The sequence below is a fragment of the Candidatus Microthrix subdominans genome, from assembly GCA_016719385.1.
GTDB lineage: Bacteria > Actinomycetota > Acidimicrobiia > Acidimicrobiales > Microtrichaceae > Microthrix > Microthrix subdominans.
In genome coordinates this window covers 98,954-115,760 of the sequence record JADJZA010000003.1, presented here as the reverse complement: position 1 = coordinate 115,760, position 16,807 = coordinate 98,954, and the positions used below count along the sequence as shown (strand labels likewise).

At 67.8% G+C, this 16,807-nt stretch carries 16 protein-coding genes and 1 pseudogene; 4 read left to right on the top strand and 13 right to left on the bottom strand.

Translation table 11 applies throughout. From position 1 onward, the window contains the following. Nucleotides 1–81: 81 nt before the first annotated feature. Both IPN02_07270 and IPN02_07265 read left to right on the top strand, forming a co-directional pair. Nucleotides 82–999 carry a formate/nitrite transporter family protein gene (locus IPN02_07270; GenBank protein MBK9296635.1) on the top strand — a complete coding sequence of 306 codons (918 nt, stop codon included), beginning with the start codon at nt 82–84 and terminating at the stop codon, nt 997–999. Nucleotides 1,000–1,074: 75 nt separating this feature from the next. Next, complete coding sequence (locus IPN02_07265; protein MBK9296634.1) at nt 1,075–1,440, top strand: DsrE family protein; 366 nt, start codon at nt 1,075–1,077, stop codon at nt 1,438–1,440. A 51-nt stretch (nt 1,441–1,491) separates the two neighbouring features. On the opposite strand, the gene IPN02_07260 is transcribed toward IPN02_07265, so the two are convergent. Together IPN02_07260 and IPN02_07255 are read right to left on the bottom strand one after the other, a co-directional pair. Next, a complete protein-coding gene (locus IPN02_07260; protein ID MBK9296633.1) occupies nt 1,492–2,178 on the bottom strand; it encodes an ABC transporter ATP-binding protein in 687 nt (228 codons plus the stop codon). 31 nt (nt 2,179–2,209) lie between these two features. Beyond that, nucleotides 2,210–3,295, bottom strand: coding sequence for an ABC transporter permease (locus tag IPN02_07255; GenBank protein ID MBK9296632.1), 1,086 nt, complete (start codon nt 3,293–3,295; stop codon nt 2,210–2,212). Nucleotides 3,296–3,452: 157 nt separating this feature from the next. Here IPN02_07255 and IPN02_07250 point away from each other — a divergent pair, with 157 nt between their 5' ends. Then, the gene (locus IPN02_07250; GenBank protein ID MBK9296631.1) at nt 3,453–4,628 is read left to right on the top strand and encodes a dienelactone hydrolase family protein; all 1,176 of its coding nucleotides are present in this window, start codon (nt 3,453–3,455) and stop codon (nt 4,626–4,628) included. A 103-nt stretch (nt 4,629–4,731) separates the two neighbouring features. On the opposite strand, the gene IPN02_07245 is transcribed toward IPN02_07250, so the two are convergent. The 5 genes from IPN02_07245 to IPN02_07225 form a co-directional block, all read right to left on the bottom strand. After that, complete coding sequence (locus IPN02_07245; GenBank protein ID MBK9296630.1) at nt 4,732–5,400, bottom strand: hypothetical protein; 669 nt, start codon at nt 5,398–5,400, stop codon at nt 4,732–4,734. 152 nt (nt 5,401–5,552) lie between these two features. After that, nucleotides 5,553–6,203, bottom strand: coding sequence for a hypothetical protein (locus IPN02_07240; GenBank protein ID MBK9296629.1), 651 nt, complete (start codon nt 6,201–6,203; stop codon nt 5,553–5,555). Between the two features lie 272 nt (nt 6,204–6,475). Next, a complete protein-coding gene (locus tag IPN02_07235) occupies nt 6,476–7,150 on the bottom strand; it encodes a hypothetical protein (protein MBK9296628.1) in 675 nt (224 codons plus the stop codon). 159 nt (nt 7,151–7,309) lie between these two features. Then, nucleotides 7,310–8,989 (bottom strand): ABC-F family ATP-binding cassette domain-containing protein, encoded by a 1,680-nt coding sequence (locus tag IPN02_07230; protein MBK9296627.1) that lies wholly within the window; start codon nt 8,987–8,989, stop codon nt 7,310–7,312. 159 nt (nt 8,990–9,148) lie between these two features. Further along, nucleotides 9,149–10,906 (bottom strand): MFS transporter, encoded by a 1,758-nt coding sequence (locus tag IPN02_07225; GenBank protein ID MBK9296626.1) that lies wholly within the window; start codon nt 10,904–10,906, stop codon nt 9,149–9,151. Between the two features lie 548 nt (nt 10,907–11,454). On the opposite strand from IPN02_07225, the gene IPN02_07220 reads away from it, so the two are divergent. After that, entirely contained in the window at nt 11,455–11,694 is a 240-nt protein-coding gene (locus IPN02_07220; GenBank protein ID MBK9296625.1) for a hypothetical protein, read from the top strand. Nucleotides 11,695–11,911: 217 nt separating this feature from the next. Here IPN02_07220 and IPN02_07215 read toward each other — a convergent pair. The 6 genes and pseudogenes from IPN02_07215 to IPN02_07190 all read right to left on the bottom strand — a co-directional run bounded on the left by IPN02_07215 (nt 11,912) and on the right by IPN02_07190 (nt 16,646). Next, nucleotides 11,912–12,282: pseudogene (locus IPN02_07215) on the bottom strand (GntR family transcriptional regulator). Next, nucleotides 12,279–13,166: a hypothetical protein gene (locus IPN02_07210; GenBank protein MBK9296624.1), complete on the bottom strand. Its 888-nt coding sequence runs from the start codon at nt 13,164–13,166 to the stop codon at nt 12,279–12,281. The pseudogene IPN02_07215 and the gene IPN02_07210 overlap by 4 nt, the downstream one beginning before the upstream one ends. Before the next feature lie 351 nt (nt 13,167–13,517). Next, on the bottom strand, nt 13,518–15,431 hold the full coding sequence (locus tag IPN02_07205) for an MBL fold metallo-hydrolase (GenBank protein ID MBK9296623.1): 1,914 nt from the start codon (nt 15,429–15,431) through the stop codon (nt 13,518–13,520). Nucleotides 15,432–15,487: 56 nt separating this feature from the next. Next, nucleotides 15,488–15,790, bottom strand: a complete 303-nt coding sequence (locus tag IPN02_07200) for a GlsB/YeaQ/YmgE family stress response membrane protein (GenBank protein ID MBK9296622.1) — start codon at nt 15,788–15,790, stop codon at nt 15,488–15,490. Between the two features lie 89 nt (nt 15,791–15,879). After that, nucleotides 15,880–16,233: a DUF202 domain-containing protein gene (locus IPN02_07195; GenBank protein ID MBK9296621.1), complete on the bottom strand. Its 354-nt coding sequence runs from the start codon at nt 16,231–16,233 to the stop codon at nt 15,880–15,882. Then, entirely contained in the window at nt 16,230–16,646 is a 417-nt protein-coding gene (locus IPN02_07190) for a DUF202 domain-containing protein (protein ID MBK9296620.1), read from the bottom strand. The genes IPN02_07195 and IPN02_07190 overlap by 4 nt, the downstream gene beginning before the upstream one ends. Between the last annotated feature and the right edge of the window lie 161 nt (nt 16,647–16,807).

The window sequence follows — 16,807 nt, the reverse complement described above, 5'->3', positions numbered from 1 at the left end:
CGGGCACAGCGACCCGGCGCCGGCGACGTCGTCGGCCGTCCGCCTGGTTTGTCGTGGGCCCGATGTGGGGATACATGGCCGATGGATTCGACCTCTCAGCGCTCCTCCGATGAGCGACCTTCGTCGGAATTAACCTCGGAGGAACGGGAGCGGCTGGACGGCCGGGCCGAGCAGGCCCGCCAGGACGACGCCGTCGAGGAGAGCGCCGACATTCAGCTGTCGCGCGCCTTCCACCGGTCGTTGATCTCCGGGGAGGAGCGGCTGCATCGCAGCCTGCCCAACATGTCAGCCACCGGCGTGGTGGGTGGCATGGATGTCGGTATCGGCGTGCTGGCGTTGCTGGTGGTCAAGGAGGCCACCGGCAGCCAGATGTTGGCCTCGCTGGCATTCGCCAGCGGCTTCATCATCCTCACGTTGGCCCGCAGCGAACTGTTCACCGAAAACTTCATGATGCCGGTGACGGTGGTGCTGACCGAGCGGCGCGATGGACTGGCGCTCCTGCGGCTGTGGGCGACCACGCTGGTGAGCAACTGGCTGGGCGGGGCGCTGCTGGTCGGCCTGGTGATGACCTCGATCCAGGGACTCGACGCAACCGCCATCGAGGTTGGGCGCCACTATCCCGAGATGGGCATCGGCTGGGTCAGCTTTGCCGGCGGCATCCTGGGAGGCGTCGTCATCACGTTGATGACCTGGATCCAGCGGGCCAACCGAGACATGCTCGCCCAGCTGGCGATCGCCGTCGTGACGGCATTCCTGCTGGCTGCGCCCCCGCTGAACCATTCGGTGGTCGGGTCGCTCGAGATGATGGGTGCCCTGTTTACCGGCCACGCACCCTTCGGGTGGATCGATGCGCTTGGCGCGGTCGCGTGGGCGGTGCTCGGCAACGTCGTGGGAGGCGTCGGGCTGGTCACCGTGCTGAGGCTGGTGCAGGTTGGTCCCGACACCATTCGCTCCGAACAGCACCATGCGGATCGTGCCCATGAGATCCGCCAGGGGTGACGCGCGGTTTGTGTCACACCGGGTACTGTCGCACCCGGTCTGGTCAACAACGGCCAGCGTGGTGAGGAGTTTGCGATGAGCAACAAGGCAGTGGTCAACCTGAACACCGGTCTGGGCGACCCCGAGACGGTGGCCATCGCGCTGTTGGTGGCGGTCGCCGCCGCGGAAGCGGGTCGCCCCTCCCTGATGTTTCTCACCAAGGAGGCGGTGCTGTTGGCGCTCGAGGGCGGCGCGGCGGGTTCGGACTGCGACGGTTTCCCCTCGATCGAAGGGTTGCTCGACCGCTACGTCGCCGCGTCCGGCAAGGTGCTCGTCTGTCCGGCCTGCTTCGCCGCCCGCCAGCTCGACGAGGGTGCGCTGATCGGCGGCGCCACCATCGGCGGCACGGTGCCTATGTGGGAGTGGATCGGCGACGAGGGCGCCACCACGTTCAGCTACTGAGGTTGACGTCGAGGAGATCGTCGCCGACCGGGGGCAGGGCCCGAACCCTGGTCAGCGGCTCGGCTTCGGTCGGACCTCGGCGAGGCGACCGCCGCCGATGCTGAACGTCCGGTCCTCCTCGAGCTGATCCGGCGCGTGGGTGACGACGACGGTGGCGATGCCCATCGACGTCGCGTTCTCGGTCAGCAGGTCCATGATGGCGACGCCGCGTTCGGCGTCGAGCGCGGCGGTGGGTTCGTCGGCGAGCAGCACCGACGGGGAGCCCATCAGCGCACGGGCGATGCCGACACGTTGGCGTTCGCCGCCGGACAGCTCGGCGGGTCGGGCGTCGGCCCGGTCGGTCAACCCGACCCGTTCCAACAGTTCGTCGGCGCGTTTTTTGGTCGTGTCGTTGAGGTTGCCGGAGATGTGGGCGACCAGGCGCACCTGTTCGCGAGCGGTGAGCGACGGAAACAGGCTGGCCGCCTGGTAGACGATGCCGATGTGATCACGGCGCAGCCGGGTGCGTTCGGCGTCGGACAGGTCGGTGGCCTCGACGCCCGCCACGGTCACCTTTCCGGAGTCGGGACGCAACAGCAGGGCGGCGACGGCGAGCAGGGTGGACTTACCCGAACCGGAGGCGCCGGTGAGCGCCACAACCTCGCCGGGTTCGACGCTCAGTGATATCTCGTCGCAGATTGTCCGGGTGTCGCGCCCGTCGGGCACGGTCACGGTGACCGAATCGAGGTGCAGGTTCATGCCATCCGTCCTTCGTGGTGGCGGGCGCGATTCACGGCTGGCTCCGCAACGCCATGATCGGGTCGACCGAGGTGATCCGTCTGACGGCGATCAGACAGCCGATCATGCCGAAGAGGATGAGCAGGCCGATCGTGGAAAGGATGGGGCCGGCTGCCAGCCGGAACGGGGCGTTGGTGCTGACGAGCGAGCCGATGGCGACCGCCAGGAGCGACCCGAGCATCGCAGTGGACACCAAGACGATCGCCATCTGCCCGAGGGCGTCGCGCAGCACGTAGGACCTGGAGGCACCCAGTGCCCTGAGCAGCGCGATCTGGGAGGCCCGCTGCACGGTCCATACCGTGAAGAACGCCCCAACGATCAGGGCCGAGATCACCAACAGGAAGTTCTGGATCAGGCTCATCGTGGACGTTTCACCGGTGTAGCCGGGAGAGCCGGCGTAGGCGGCGTCCTTGGTCTCCGCCTCGGTGTCCGATGCCTGCTCGGCGGCGGCAAAGTTGGTCCCGTCGTCGGCCTTCAGGGCGATGGCGGAGAAGCGACCTTTGGCGTTGTCGCCGTACAGCAGGTCCTGCCAGGTCTCGAGCGACGTAAAGGCGATCGGCACGTGCCCGTACGACCCGGAGTAGGTGAACCCGAGCACCGGCAGTTCCTCGTCGATGCCGACGACGGTCAGCAGGTCGCCCACCTTGATGCCGTCGGTTTGGAACTCGTCGCTGAGCACCAGACCGGGTCGTCCCGCAAGCGCCTGTCGGGCTTCACCCCGGGGTGCAAGAAAGCTGTCCTCCGGGATGCCAAACAGTGCCATGTCGATCGTCGAGCCGTTGGCGCGCTTGGCGTTGAAGAACGACACGCCCAGCGCCGATGCCTCCACGCCGTCGAGCTTCTCGTACGGCTCGACGTTTACATCGGTCAGGGTCGAGCGACTGAACGTGCTGTCCGCACCGGGCTGGAAGGCCAGGTGCGTCAGGGGCAGCGCTCGCAACCCGGAGATGCCGTCGTCGACCAGCCCGTTGGCCAGGCCGGACAGCAGCGTGGCCATCAAAGCGACCAACCCGATCACCAGGCCGACCAAGGCGAAGCGGCCCCGGGCAAACTTCAGGTCTCGTAGGGCGAGGAACACAGGGCCTCCTCGGCAGGTGGGGGAATGAGTGGGGAGCCGGAGGTCGATCTGGCTCTGGCCGACGGCAACGCGACGAGGAGACTCTAACGATCTCGATCGCCCGGGTAGCCACGCGCCGGTCGAGCACCGTGCGGCGTTCGCTGGTTACCCTGCGGCAATGCGCCCAACCAAGTGGTTCGTTCCGTTCGTCGCTCTGCTGATGGTTGTCGCCGGGTGTTCCGACTCGGACGAGGCGGCGCCAGACAGCGCGAACTCCGGGGAAGCGGCTTCGACGACCAGCGCAGCGGACGTTGGCGCCGACGCGGCCTACGCCGAGCGTGGTCCGAACGAGGTGGGTACCATCGCATTCAAGCTGGACGACGGCCGCCGAGTGCAGGCCTGGTACCCGGCCGCCGACAGCGCCACCGACCTGCCGCTCGAGTCATTTGACCTCGCCGGGCTGCTCAACCCAGGGCTGCAGGCCCAGATCCCCGCCGACAAGCGCCCCCTGTATGAGATCGCCGCCCACCCCGACGCCGATGCCGGCGCAGACGGCCCCTATCCGGTCGTGCTGTTCAGCCACGGCTTCGCCGGCTTTCCCGAGCAGTCCGCCGACCTGGTCACCCACCTGGCGTCCTGGGGCTTTGTCGTCGTTGCACCCGACCACGTCGAGCGCAGCCTGGGCGGACAGCTGGGGACGGCGGCCGAGGGGGTTGCAGAGCGGGAGGATCCCGAGGTGCTGTCCGCCTCACTCGATGCAGCGCTGGCGCTGAAGGACTCGCCCCTCACCGGCCTGCTCGACGAGGACATGGTGACCGTGGCCGGCCACTCGGCGGGCGCGGGCGCCGCCTACCGTGAGGCGAGCGCCGAGCCGCGCGTGAAGGCATTCATCGCCTACTCGATCGGCAACCGCACTGAGGACGGTGAAGCGCCACCGCCGGTGCCCGACGTCCCGGGCATGGTGATGGCCGGCACCAAGGACAACATCATCCCGTTCACCGCCAGTGAAGAGGTGTACGACGGAATGCGGCCGCCCAAATACTTGGTGAAGATCGAAGGTGCGGGGCACCTGGTGTTCTCCGACATCTGCCTGATCGGGAAGGACCAGGGCGGGTTGGTCGGGCTGGTCGGCGAGATCGGCTTGGACCTGCCCGACAACCTGCTGGCTCTGGCCTCCGACGGCTGCGAGGACGATCAGCTCGACCCCGCCAAGGCGTTCGAGGCGATCGATCACTTCAGCGTGGCCTTCCTGCGCTACAGCCTGGGGATCGACCCCGAGCCGGTGGGGCTCGACCCGGCGGTCACCGAGAACTTCACCGACGCCACCGTCATCCTGACCGCCGACCCCGGGTAGAGGGGATCCACAACGACAGAGCGGCCCGGCCGACGAATCGACCGGGCCGCTTCATGGTCTTGGATTGCTCGTTCCGTTCGGCAACGGACGGAACGGCCTTGGGTCAGCTGGCTGGTTCTGAGATCGTACCGACCAGGAAGCTGAGGTTGACCGAGTTGTCCGGTCCTCCGAGCAGGTCACCGAAGATGCCACCCAGTCCACCGCAGTCCGTCTCGGCAGGGGGGTTGACACCAAAGCCGTCCCGGCCCACGTCGAGCATTCCGGTGTCGGGGTCGATCTGTCCGCCGAGCGACATGCCGAATTCCAGGTCACACGGTTGAGAGATCGGGCCCAGAGCGTCGACCTCGTCGACGGTGAAGACGATGCTCGTGTCAAAGCCGCCAATGCCCGTTTGCGGTTGGAACTGACCGTACCCGGTGGCAACGTTGTTGATGCTGTAGGTGACCGTCAGGGTTCCGAGGCCCGGGACCTCCAGCGGGAACGAACCGCCGTCGAGAGCAAGTTCCACGTCGAAAAAGCCTGTGTCCGCTTGGTCCCAAGCGCCGGTTGCCTGGCCGGTGACAGGGATGTCGACGGGAATGATCTCATCTGCGGTCGGCGGCTCGGCGTCCGGATCGCCCGGCACCGTTACGTCGATGTGGATATTCCCGGAAACGGCGGAGTCGAACCCCGGTGCCGGCGCCGGTGCACACGCTGCGGCAATGAGCGTCAACAGTGCCAGTACGGTCACCGCCAAGCCGGTTCGCGTGGACGTAAGCCTTCGTTGTTTCATGTGGTCTCCCCTGATGGGCCGGCGAGCACATCCCGCTCGCACAACGATCGCTCTGACCGTTGTCCAACGATCAGTGTGATCGTTGGACAGCACGGGCGACCATAGGAATGGAGGTACTGGGTGTCAAGCGACCCGATCGGCCAGGGTGAGGATTAGCCGACGAGGAAGCTGACGGTGACCGAGTTGTCCGGTGCGCCGAACAGTAGGGCGACGAGCCTCTGGAGTTCGCCGCAGTCCGACGGACCCGGGGGCGTGACGTCGAAGCCGTTCTGGCTTGCGTTCAGCATGCCGGTATTCGGATCGATCTGGCCGACGAGCGACATATCGTAGGTCAGGTCGCATGGCGGTCGGATCACGCCGCTCAACGCGGTGAGATCGGTGACGGTGAAGACGATGCTGGTGTCAAAGCCGCCGGTGCCCGTTTGCGGGTCGAAGGTCCCCGTCCCGATTGCGGCGTCGGCGATGCGGTAATGGAACCATAAGGTTGGGAGGCCCGGGCCATCGATCGGGAACGCGCCGTCGTCCATCGCCAGGTTCACATCGAGCTGGCCGGTGTCCCCCGCGTTCCAGCTTCCCACCGCCTGGCCGGCCAACGGGATGTCGAAGTGGAGCGGCTGATCGGCGGTCGGTGGATTGGCGTTTGGGTTGCCGGGCACCGTCACATCGATGTGGATGTTCATGGTGACGGCGGAGTCGAACGTCGCAGGCGGTGCCGGTGAACACGCTGTGGCGACGAGTGTGAGCACCGCCAGCACGGCCACTGCCATCCCGCTTCGCGTCGAAGTCAGCCTTCGCTTGCTCATGCCATTTCCCCCTGTTTGGCTGTCACGGAAGCCCCCGCTTGCTCAACGAACCCTCCGATCGTCAAGCAGCAATCGAGATCCCTGGGCAGCGTCTCTGACAGTAGGAAGAGACCTCAATAATGTCAACGGCCCGATCGGACCGCCGAAGCACACGGCCGAACTCGCACAGGGGTCGCCCCCATGACGAAGCGGCCCGGCCGACGAATCGACCGGGCCGCTTCTTGACAGTGGTTTTCCTGGTTCCATTCGACAACGGATGGAACGGCCTCGGATCAGCTCCCTGGTTCCAGGACCGGACCAACCTGGAAGCTGAGGGTGACCGAGTTGTCCGGTCCGCCCAGCAGGTCACCGAAGATGCCACCCAGTCCACCGCAGTCCGTCTCGGCAGGGGGCGTGACAGCAAAGCCGTCCTGGCCCACGCCGAGCATCCCGGTGCCGGGGTCGATCATTCCGTTGAGCGACATGCCGAATGCCAGGTCGCACGGTGGAGGGATCGGGCCCAGAAGGTCGACCGAGTCGACGGTGAAGACGATGCTGGTGCCAAAGCCGCCGATGCCCGTTTGTGGGTCAAAGCTCCCCGACCCGGTTGCGACGTCGTTGATGCTGTAGGTGATCGTCAGGGTGCCGATGCCCGGGACGTCAAGCGGGAACGAGCCGCTGTCGAGCGCCAGGTCCACATCGAACTGGCCGGTGTCTCCCGTGTCCCAGGTGCCCGATGCCACGCCGGTGAGCGGGATGTCGACGGGGAGCGTCTGATCCTGGGTCGGTGGATCGGCGTCCGGGTCGCCCGGCACCGTCACGTTGATACGGATGCTACCTAACGCATCCGAGGAGAAAACGGTCGCCGCTGTAGGTGCCGGCGCACACGCTGCGGCAATCAGTGTGAGCAACGCAAGAACGGTCACCGCCATACCGGTTCGAGTCGAAGTAAGCCTTTGCTTGTTCATGTATTCCCCCTTGTTGTGCTGGTGCGCAAGCCCCGCTTGCGCAACGATCGCTGTGATCGTTGAACAACAACCTTCTTGGTCGTCGCACAGCGCGCCTGACATTAGGAATCACTTTCAGGTCTGCCAAATGAGACACGACGGCACTCGGGGCGGCCCGCGTCACGACAGGTCGGCGAGGTCGACGGTGCGGGTGATCTCGATCGCCTCCAGAAACCGGCGGTCGTGCGTGATCAGCAGCAGCGTCCCATCCCACGACTCCAGCGCCGACTCGAGCTGTTCGATGGCGGGCAGGTCCAAGTGGTTGGTCGGCTCATCGAGCACCAGGCAGTTCACCTGTCGGGCCATCAACAGCGCCAGCGCTGCCCTGGTTCGTTCACCCGGCGATAGCTCGACGGAGCGTCGCTCGACGTCGCCCGCACCGAGGTCAAACTTGGCCAGTAACGACCGAGCCTCGGAGATCGCCAGGCCCGAGGCATTGATGAAGCCGTCGAGCAGCGTGGCGGGGCTACTGCTGTTGGTCTCCCCCTCGTCGTCGTCGCCGCCGAACTGATCGCGCGCCTGGTTCAGCTCGCCGACCACGACCGACCGCCCCAGCCGGGACTCGCCGGATTCGAGCGGAAGCCGCCCGAGAAGCGCGTTCAACAGGGTGGTCTTGCCCGATCCGTTGGGCCCCACGATCGCCACCCGTTCGGCCCAGGAGATCTCGAGGTCAACGGGTCCAAGCACGAAGTCGTCGCGACGGATCGTGGCGTGGCTCAGCATGGCCACCATGTCGCCGCTGCGAGCGGTCGACGTCAGGTTCATCCGCAGGTCCCAGCCCTCCCACGGCTTGTCGACGACATCGAGACGCTCAAGGGCCCGGTCCAGCCGGGCCGCCTTCCCAGCCAACTTCTCGCTCTGGGCCAGGTTGTGGGCCTTGATGAACTTGTCGCCGTCCCGGGGGTTGCGCCCGGCGCGCCTGGCACCGTCGGTGGCCCAGTCGCGCGTGCGTTGGGCGCGCTGCACCAGGTCGGCGCGGGTGGAGTCGTAGGTGGAAAACGCCTGCTCGGCGTGGCGTCGCTCGACGGCGCGTTCGGTCAGGTAGCCGGTCCATCCGCCGGCGAAATACGAGCCGGTGTGGGCATGCTCGTCCAGTTCGAGCACACCGGTGATCGTCCGCTCCAGAAATGAGCGATCGTGGCTGACGATCACGATGGCGCTGTCGCTGCCTTCGACGTAGGCCTCAAGAAAGTCCAAACCATCGAAGTCGAGGTCGTTGGTCGGTTCGTCGAGCAGGACAACGTCGGCGCGCGTGAGCAGGATCGACGCCAGCGCTGCCCGACCGGCTTGGCCACCCGACAACGTCGAAGTCGCCTGATCGAGGAGCGCTGCGCTGTGGCCGAGCCTGGCCCAGGTCTCCACGCAGCGGGTCGGAAAGTCTGCGGCGCCCACCTCCATCCAACGGTCGTAGGCCGCCTGGTAGGCGTCGTCCGCGCCGGGCCTCCCCTCGGCGAGGAGGGCGGTGGCCGCCTGAAACCTCGCCTCGGCTTCGGCAGTGCCCGAACGCCGGGCCAGCATCGCCCGTACGGTTTCGCCCGTTCGGCGCTCCCGTTCCTGGGCGAGCAGCGCGATGCTGGCGTTGGGCGGAGCCGGCGTCACGGTGCCGGAGTCGGGGCGCAAGGAGCCCGACAGTGCGGCGAGCAGCGTTGATTTGCCCACACCGTTGGGTCCGACGATGCCGAGGCGGTCGCCGGTCGAGACGCTCAGATCGATCGCGTCGAGCACGGCGATGCCGCCACGTTCGGCCGACAGGTTGCGCGCCGTGAGGGTGACATGGCGAATTGGGGGATGAACAGGCATGAAGCGGCTTTCGACGAGTGGTACCGGGAGGGGCATCGGCCCGGAGGAACCGGGCATGGGTCGTTGCGCTGCTCACTTCACGTGGGCGAATCTACCCCACCACGCTGGGTCGGGCGAGCGAATTTGTCGGCCCGCCGCCGCCGGAGGCAGCGGTCGCTCTCAGCGGGTGGCCGACCGGTAGCGGAACGACTCGGCGATGCGGTCGGCCAGTGCCTCGGGGTTGTCCCACAGCGAATCGTCGACCCCCAGTATGGCGACGTGATCGTCGACCGACGGGCCGCCGGTCGCTTCCGGCGGGGCCTCACCGGACTCGACAATGGTGAGGACGCCGTTCGTGCGGTCCGGGTGTTGGACGGTCAGCCTGGCTACCAGCAGGGCGCTCCGTCCGGCGCCGACGTAGGAGGCCCACGGCAGCTCCAAGTGCCGCAGCAGCGCAAACACGTCCTCGGTCGTCAGCGCACGCGTGAAGTCATCTGCGGTCCAGGCGGTGATCGCCCGGAAGCCGTCGAACGCAAGCGCCGCCAACACGTTGCGCCATTCGACGTCTCGGCCCGGGGGCGTGCCCAACAGGACGACCGCGTCGCGATCGAACGGGCCGCGCTCCTGGTAACCCACTGCGCCGTCGTTGTGCTCGATCGTCCCGCCGGTCGCCGGGTACAGGTCGTCGAGGTCGGCCTCGAACCCGGTCACGGTGGCCCCGCCGACGGCGACGGGCGAGAAGTCGGCGCGGTCCTCTTCCGGCGCCGCAGCGCGGATGAACATCCGCGCGACGGCGAAGAGTCCGGCGGTGCTGTAGGCGACGGCCATCGAGACGAACAGTGCTCCCGGGCCCACCCGGCCCACCAACGCCGCGCCGACAACCGGCCCGGCAATCGCTCCGACGCCCTGCAACAGCACCATGCGGGCGCCGGCGGCAACGGTGAGGTGATCGTCCAAGTAGTCGTTAGCGTGCGCCAGCGTGAGGGAGTACAGCGAGAAGGTGGCGCCGCCGGCCACGGTGGTGAGGGCGATGATGATCAACCGGTGGGTCGGCCCCACTACGGCCACAGCCAGGCTCGCAGCGGCCCCACCCGCCGTCGCGACGGCGATTACCAAGCGGCGGTCGACCCGGTCCGACCATCGGCCCAACGGCACCTGAAGGGCCACGCCACCCAGGAGCGCGGCTCCGATGAACGCACCGGTGGCCTGGCGGTCCAGCCCCGCTTCGGCGGCGTACACCACCCCGCCGCTCAGCATGGCCGCGACGACAAACCCCGAGGCGATCGCGCCAACCGGGGCAAGCGGGGCTACCTCGATGAGGTGGCCCCAAGGCATGCGGCTCGGCTCCGGCGCCTCTGGGGCTTTGAAGCTGGCCAACGACACGGGAACTACCGCCAATGACACCAGCACCGATGCCATCACGAACGCGCCTACCCCGGCGGGATCGGACGCTGCGTAGAGCATCTGCCCGGAAAACACCCCGGCGCCAACCACCGCCATGTAGGTAGCGAGCAACGTGCCACGCGACTCGTTGGTCGCTGCGCCGTTCAGCCAGGTCTCGGACACGACATACAGGCCGGCGATGCACAGCCCCGAGACGGCACGGAGCGCAAACCACGTGACGGCGTCCGGAGTGACCAGGTGAATCAGCAGTGCGCCCGAACCCAACGAGGCCAGGCCGGCGAACACCCGCACGTGCCCCACCCGCTCGATCGCCCCGGGGGTGGTCATCGAGCCGACCACGAACCCGACGTAGTAGCCGGACAACACGATGCCGATGACGGTCGGAGAGAAGCCGATCAGTCCGGCCCGGGTGCCGAGGAGGGTTGAGCTGAGCCCGTTGCCCACCATCAGCAGGGCCACGCCGATCAGAAGCGGGGCGGCGTTTCGCAGGGCGGCGTTCGTGCCCGTCGGGCTGGTGGTGGCGATGGCGGTCACGGCCCGATCCTGGCACTCGGGCGGGCCCGACGGGCCGACTGCCAGGCGTGGCCTGGGCCAACACCCGACCAAACTCGGCGCTGACCGGCCCGTACGTTGGTCCGATGTCACGCTCCCGGTTCAGATTCCTCGGCCTGTTTGTTCTCGTTGCGCTCGTCGGCGCGGCCTGCGGCGACTCAGGCGACGCGAGCTCCGGGGATACAGCCTCCGGTGACAGCGCCAACGGGGCTGCGGCCGCAACCAGCGGCGAGCGAATCGACACCGGCGCCGGCGAGGCAGTCCTCTGGGGCGACGGCAGCTACGGGGTGGTGCTCGCCCACGGTGCGGCGTTCGACGCTGCGAGCTGGGAGGACCAGGCCACGGCGATCGCCGCCCAGGACGCCACCGTTGTTGCGGTCGAGGACATCAGCCCCGAGGGCATCGAGGCTGCGGTCACCTACCTCAACGAGGAGCGCAACATCGCCGACGTGGCGCTGCTCGGAGCGAGCGCAGGGGCCGGCGGGACGATGGGACTCGTTTCCCAGCAGCCCGACCTGCCCGATCAGATCATCTTGTTGTCGCCCAACTCGGTGGTCGACGGGCTGGGCGCCTCCCCGAAGCTGTTCATCGCCAGCGAGGACGAGCCGGTGGCCGACGTCTCCACCCAGATGGCAGACACCGCCGAGGGCGACGACAATGAGGCGATCATTCTGCCCGGGTCTGCTCACGCCCAGAACATCTTCGACACCGACCAGGCCGAGCCCACCATGACCGCCATCCTCGACCGGCTGAACGAGTTCGCCAACTGACCCCCTCCACCGTTCGGTGACGCTCGCCACCTCCGGTGCACTGCCAACTCCGGAAGCACTGCCAACTCGGGAGTGCAGGTGACCGTCTGGGCGCGCTGTGGGCTCCCCGGTTCGGGCAGGGTGGGGGTGCTGCCGGCAACTCGGGAGTGCAGGTGACCGTCAGACCGCGCTGTGGGCTCCCCGGTTCGGGGGTGTTGGTGAACTCGGACGGTCCCCGTTACGAGCCCAGCGCTCGGTCGAGCGCGCCGACGATCTCGTCCCTAGGCACGCCGATGGAGCGGGCGCCGTCGACGTAGGTGCGAACCAGTTCTTCGAGGCGCTGCGTTCGGGCGTCGGGCACCACGTCGGTCGCTTGGTCGCGCACGAACGTGCCTCGCCGACCCCGGACTCGAGCACGCCGTCGGCCAGTAGCTCACGGTAGGCCCGGGCAACGGTGTTGTTTGCCAGCCCCAGGTCGCCTGCCAGCTGACGGATCGTCGGCAGCCGGGTGCCAGGTGGCAGCGCACCGGTGGCGATGGCATCCAGTATCTGGCTGCGCACCTGGGCATAGGGCGGAATCTCCGCTGCCGCATCGACGGTGATGATCATGCGCCGACCGATTTCGTGGTCGGATCCGGGTGGGTCTTCGGTGCGAGCTGTAGCGGCCGTCGCCACGTCGGTGCCCACGGTTGTTGAGTGATGATGGCGGCGAAGACGATGTAGGTGAGTCCTCCGACGATCACCATCGCCGGCAACCCCACCCAGGCCCGTTGCCCTGAACCCAACGAGACTCGAATCGCCGAACCGAGCGTGATGAGCGACATCATGATGGCCGAGGCGACGGCTGCCGTGGCGCCGGTGGACCGCAGCGCGTCGTCGGCCGCCCTCCTGGTGGCGCTTCCGGTCATTTGGGGTTGGCGCCCGATCACCCGAAGCGCCACCTCGGCCAGCGCGGCGACCGCCACTGCAGTCAACAGTTGGGGGACCTGCGCCCGCACCGACAACGCATACATGGGTGGAAACGCTTTGGCCAGCCCGAAGAGGATAATGGCAGTGGACAGCACGAGCCACGGAGCCAGCCGGGCTCGGGGTTGGGCGTATCGGGACGGTAAACGGGGGGATAGCTCGGCGGCACGGACGTTGCCTGGCTTTTCCGGCTGTGAGACGGCGGCCAACATGGAGCCGAGCATGTACCCGGTGAGCGGAATCCAGGCGGCGCCGTCAATCCAACCGGGAAGGGGCTTCGTCAGGATCGTGGGAAGGGCGAAGATCCACCAGAAGGGGAGGCTGACCAGGGACCGGTAGCGACGCGCTCGACCGAGTCGGTCCCGGATCATGTCGTCGTTGTGCGTGGTGATCGTGACCTGCGCCTGCGTGGCCCAGCGGGTCATCTGCTTCCAGGTCGGGCTTCGAAACGCCAGGACGAGCAGGACTCCGGGCACCAGGATGCCGGGAACTGCGAACCAGAACAGGGAGGCAACGTCGGTGTCCATCGTGCTCCTTCGCTGGTCCCTTAGGGTTGTTCGCTCAATGTATCAAATGTGGCGATACAAACAAGACGGCATATCGGTCGGCCGGCCTAGCGCCAGCATGCGTCCCCGGCAACTCGGGAGTGCAGATGACCGTCTGGGCGCGCTTTGGGCTCCCCGGTTCGGGCAGGGTGGGGGTGCTGCCGGCAACTCGGGAGTGCAGACGACCGTCTGAGCGCGCTTTGGGCTCCCCGGTTCGGGCAGGGTGGGGGTGCTGCCGGCAACTCGGGAGTGGAAACGACCGTCTGAGCGCGCTTTGGGCTCCCGACTTCGGGGGTGGGGGGTGGGGTGGGGTGGGGTGGTGGTAAGGGTGTTCTAGGGCTCGATGATGTTTGCGGTCTGGAACACGTCGAGGGCCGAAAGGAACTCGGCGGCGACCGCGGCGTCGCCGGACTCGATCGTGATCGTGCCGTCGTCGACCAGCGGGCCGAAGCGCTCGGCCTCGTCGGTGATCGTCACCATCGTCGCCCGATCGAGGCCGACGACCACGTCCACCGCTGGGACGCCGGCGCCGCCCGGCACGGCATCGAGGGGGAGACGCCGCTGCGAGATGGCGTGGTTGCTCACCTCGATCAGCTGCGTCTCGTCCAGGTCGGTCAACCGCCACAGGATTGAGGCTCGATCCCGAAACCTGGCCGGGTTGAAGCGGACGCCCATCGCATCGATCAGCAGGTCGCCGGTCATCGCCCGGGCCATCGCCGGCTGGCGGGCACGGCCGAGCTGGAGCGAGCCGTGGCGCAGTTCGAAGGCTCCCCACAGGTAGGCGTTGCGCCAGGTGGCCGACTCGGACTGGTAGCCCAGCTGCTCCATCGCGTCGGCGGACAGCCGCCGCGCCTCGGCGTTGGCGGGATCGTCGAAGACCACGTGGTTGAGCACCTGGGCCACCCAGCGGTACTCGCCCTCCGAGTAGGCCCGACGGGCACCCGCGATCACATTGTCGGCGCCGCCCATCATCTCGACGTAGCGACCAGCGGCCTCGACCGGGGGCAGCGGGTGCAGGTTGGCCGGGTTGCCGTCGTACCAACCCAGGTAGCGGTTGTACACCGAGCGCACGTTGTGGCTGACCGTGCCGTAGTAGCCCTGCACGTGGCTCTGGTGGGAGAAGCACTCGGGCAGGCTGAGTTCGTCGGCGATCTCGTCGGGGGTGTGGCCGTGGTTGGCCAAGCGCAGCGTCTGGTCGTGCATCCAGCGGTAGACGTCGCGTTGCAGGGCGATGAACGCGCGGGCGTCGTCGCCGCCGAAGCGTGGCCAGTGGTGGCTGGCGAAGCAGATGTCGGTGTGGTCGCCCCACATCACCAGCGCCTCCTGGAGGTATTTGCTCCAGGCGAGCGCGTCTCGGGTTTGGGCGCCGCGGATCGGATACAGGTTGTGCAGGTTGTGGGTGCAGTTCTCGGCCAGGCACAAGAGCGACTTGTCGGGGAAGAAGAAGTTCATTTCCGCTGGCGCCTCGGCGTCGGGGGTGTTCTGGAACACGATGCGGATACCGTCGACGTTGAGCTCCTCGCCGGTGGCGGCGATCGTCTCGGTGGGGGCCAACAGGTTGGAGGCCCCGAGGGGGAGCGCCTGACCCAACCCGGCGTCCACCTGGCCCCGGGGGCCCGGGGCCAGTAGCGGACCGAACTGGTACAGCGCCCGGCGCGACATGATCGGCCCGGCGTGGCCGTTCTCCTTCACCGCCTCCTCGAGGAACCCGTCGGGGGCGATGATGCGCACGTCGCCGGCGTTGACCGCGTCCTCCGTGGTGACGCCGAGCACGCCGCCGAAGTGGTCGACGTGGCTGTGGGTGTAGATCACAGCGGTCACCGGTCGCTCGCCCAGGGTGTCGTTGGCGAGGGCCAGGCAGGCGGCGGCGGTCGCCTCGGTGGTGAGCGGGTCGATTATCAGCCAGCCGGAGTCGGCCGCCATGAAGGTGATGTTGGAGATGTCGTAGCCGCGGGCCTGCCACACGCCGTCGGCCACCTCGAACAGGCCGTGATTGGAGTTGAGGCGGCCCTGGCGCCACAGGCCAGGATGCACGGTCGCAGGCGGCGCCTCATCGGTGCGCAGAAAGTCGTGGCTGGCGACGTCCCACACGGCATTGCCGTCCTGTTCGACCCGGCCGCCGGGCAGCTGCGCCACCAGGCCGCGCCGAGCGGCTGCGAAGTCGACCTCGTCGTCGAAGTTGACGACGGCGGCGGAGTTGGCCGCCTCGGTGAACCCGCTGGCCGGGTGCGGATCGAGATCGCTCACGTGGTTTCCCCCCTTGGTGGGTACCCCGAGGGGAGGGTAGCGGCCCGGCCGTTCGCTTAGCGCTGCGTTTTGGTGCGCCCCGGAGCGACCGACTTGGTGCCGGCCGCCTTCCTGGCGTTCACCGCCTGCCAGATGGCGGTGACGATGAGGGCGCCGACCAGCGAACCGATCAGCCCGCTCGGGCCGAGCTTGAGCCCGTCGCCGTTGATCAGGTTGATGATCAGGCCGCCGATGAACGATCCGGCGATGCCGGCGACGAAGGCCATCGTCCAGTCGACCTGGCCGCCTTCGCGTCCGAGGATGAACTGCGCCGCAGCGCCGACGACCATGCCTGTGATGATGATTCCGATGAGGAGCACCCGGACACGCTACCGGCTCAGCCTCCTCGTCGGGGAGAGCGGCCGAAGGTGGTGCGCCATTCTCGACAGGTCGGCCGACCTGCGGGCGGTCAGCTCAGGATCAGATCGACCGCAACCACCACGCTGACGGCGGTGAACGCAACCGTGGTCCACCCGACCGCTCGGGCCGCACCCGGGTGGACCACTCGGTCCCCGCCGTGTTCGATCGGGCCGTGCAGGTGGCGGTAATGGAACCCGGCCCAGACGAGCACCGCCGAACCGATCACGGTCTGAACCAGCCCGGCCAGAGCGATCGCCCAGTGCCCGCCCTTCGATCCGGCTCGTGCCAGCACAACGCCGAGCAGCAGCATCGAGATGGCGGTGCGCTCCCAGGCCAGGGCGTTCCGCTCGGGCTGAAGCCCCGGCTTGTCCAGTTCGGGGGCGAGCCGCGGTTTCTGGCTCACAGCTTGCCCACGATGACGAGCACGCTGGCAGCGATCGCCACCAGCGCCGTGCCGATCGTCATCACCTGGGGGAGGATCGATGGGGGCAGCGGCCGCTCGAGGCGAATCGATCGTTCGTTGGCCGACCAGCGCCGATACGAGGTGGCGGCGGTGATGAAGCTGAGGCCGAGCAACATGAGGCCCAATAACTCCTGGCCGTAAAATGTATCGATCACCGTGATCGTTCCCAGCCCGCCGGCCGCCAGTGCGAGGGCCGTGCGGATCCAGGCGAGGTACGTGCGCTCGTTGGCCAGCGTGAACCTGTAGTCGGGTTCGGATCCCACCAGCCTGGGGTCGGTTCCGAAGCTGTTGGTGATCGCCTGGCGGGTGGGTCCGACCCGCCGGCGAGGCCGGGATGGTGCTGGGGTCGTCATTGCGCCCGACGCTACCCGGCCACGTCGTAGGTTGGTGTTTATGGGGACCTCCGAGTTCGATGGCGGCGGCGGCGGCGACGCCGACGACGCTGCGCCCAGCCGCGATGACCGTGACCTTGGAGGGGACACGGCGCGCCGAGATGGCGCAGCGCCCCGAGATG

Excerpts from the sequence above, each read along its gene's own strand:
- IPN02_07190 (MBK9296620.1), bottom strand. The coding sequence starts at position 16,646 with ATGACGACCCCAGCACCATCCCGGCCTCGCCGGCGGGTCGGACCCACC.
- IPN02_07265 (MBK9296634.1), top strand. The coding sequence starts at position 1,075 with ATGAGCAACAAGGCAGTGGTCAACCTGAACACCGGTCTGGGCGACCCC.
- IPN02_07230 (MBK9296627.1), bottom strand. The coding sequence starts at position 8,989 with ATGCCTGTTCATCCCCCAATTCGCCATGTCACCCTCACGGCGCGCAAC.
- IPN02_07260 (MBK9296633.1), bottom strand. The coding sequence starts at position 2,178 with ATGAACCTGCACCTCGATTCGGTCACCGTGACCGTGCCCGACGGGCGC.
- IPN02_07240 (MBK9296629.1), bottom strand. The coding sequence starts at position 6,203 with ATGAGCAAGCGAAGGCTGACTTCGACGCGAAGCGGGATGGCAGTGGCC.
- IPN02_07245 (MBK9296630.1), bottom strand. The coding sequence starts at position 5,400 with ATGAAACAACGAAGGCTTACGTCCACGCGAACCGGCTTGGCGGTGACC.
- IPN02_07270 (MBK9296635.1), top strand. The coding sequence starts at position 82 with ATGGATTCGACCTCTCAGCGCTCCTCCGATGAGCGACCTTCGTCGGAA.
- IPN02_07210 (MBK9296624.1), bottom strand. The coding sequence starts at position 13,166 with ATGGACACCGACGTTGCCTCCCTGTTCTGGTTCGCAGTTCCCGGCATC.
- IPN02_07250 (MBK9296631.1), top strand. The coding sequence starts at position 3,453 with ATGCGCCCAACCAAGTGGTTCGTTCCGTTCGTCGCTCTGCTGATGGTT.
- IPN02_07235 (MBK9296628.1), bottom strand. The coding sequence starts at position 7,150 with ATGAACAAGCAAAGGCTTACTTCGACTCGAACCGGTATGGCGGTGACC.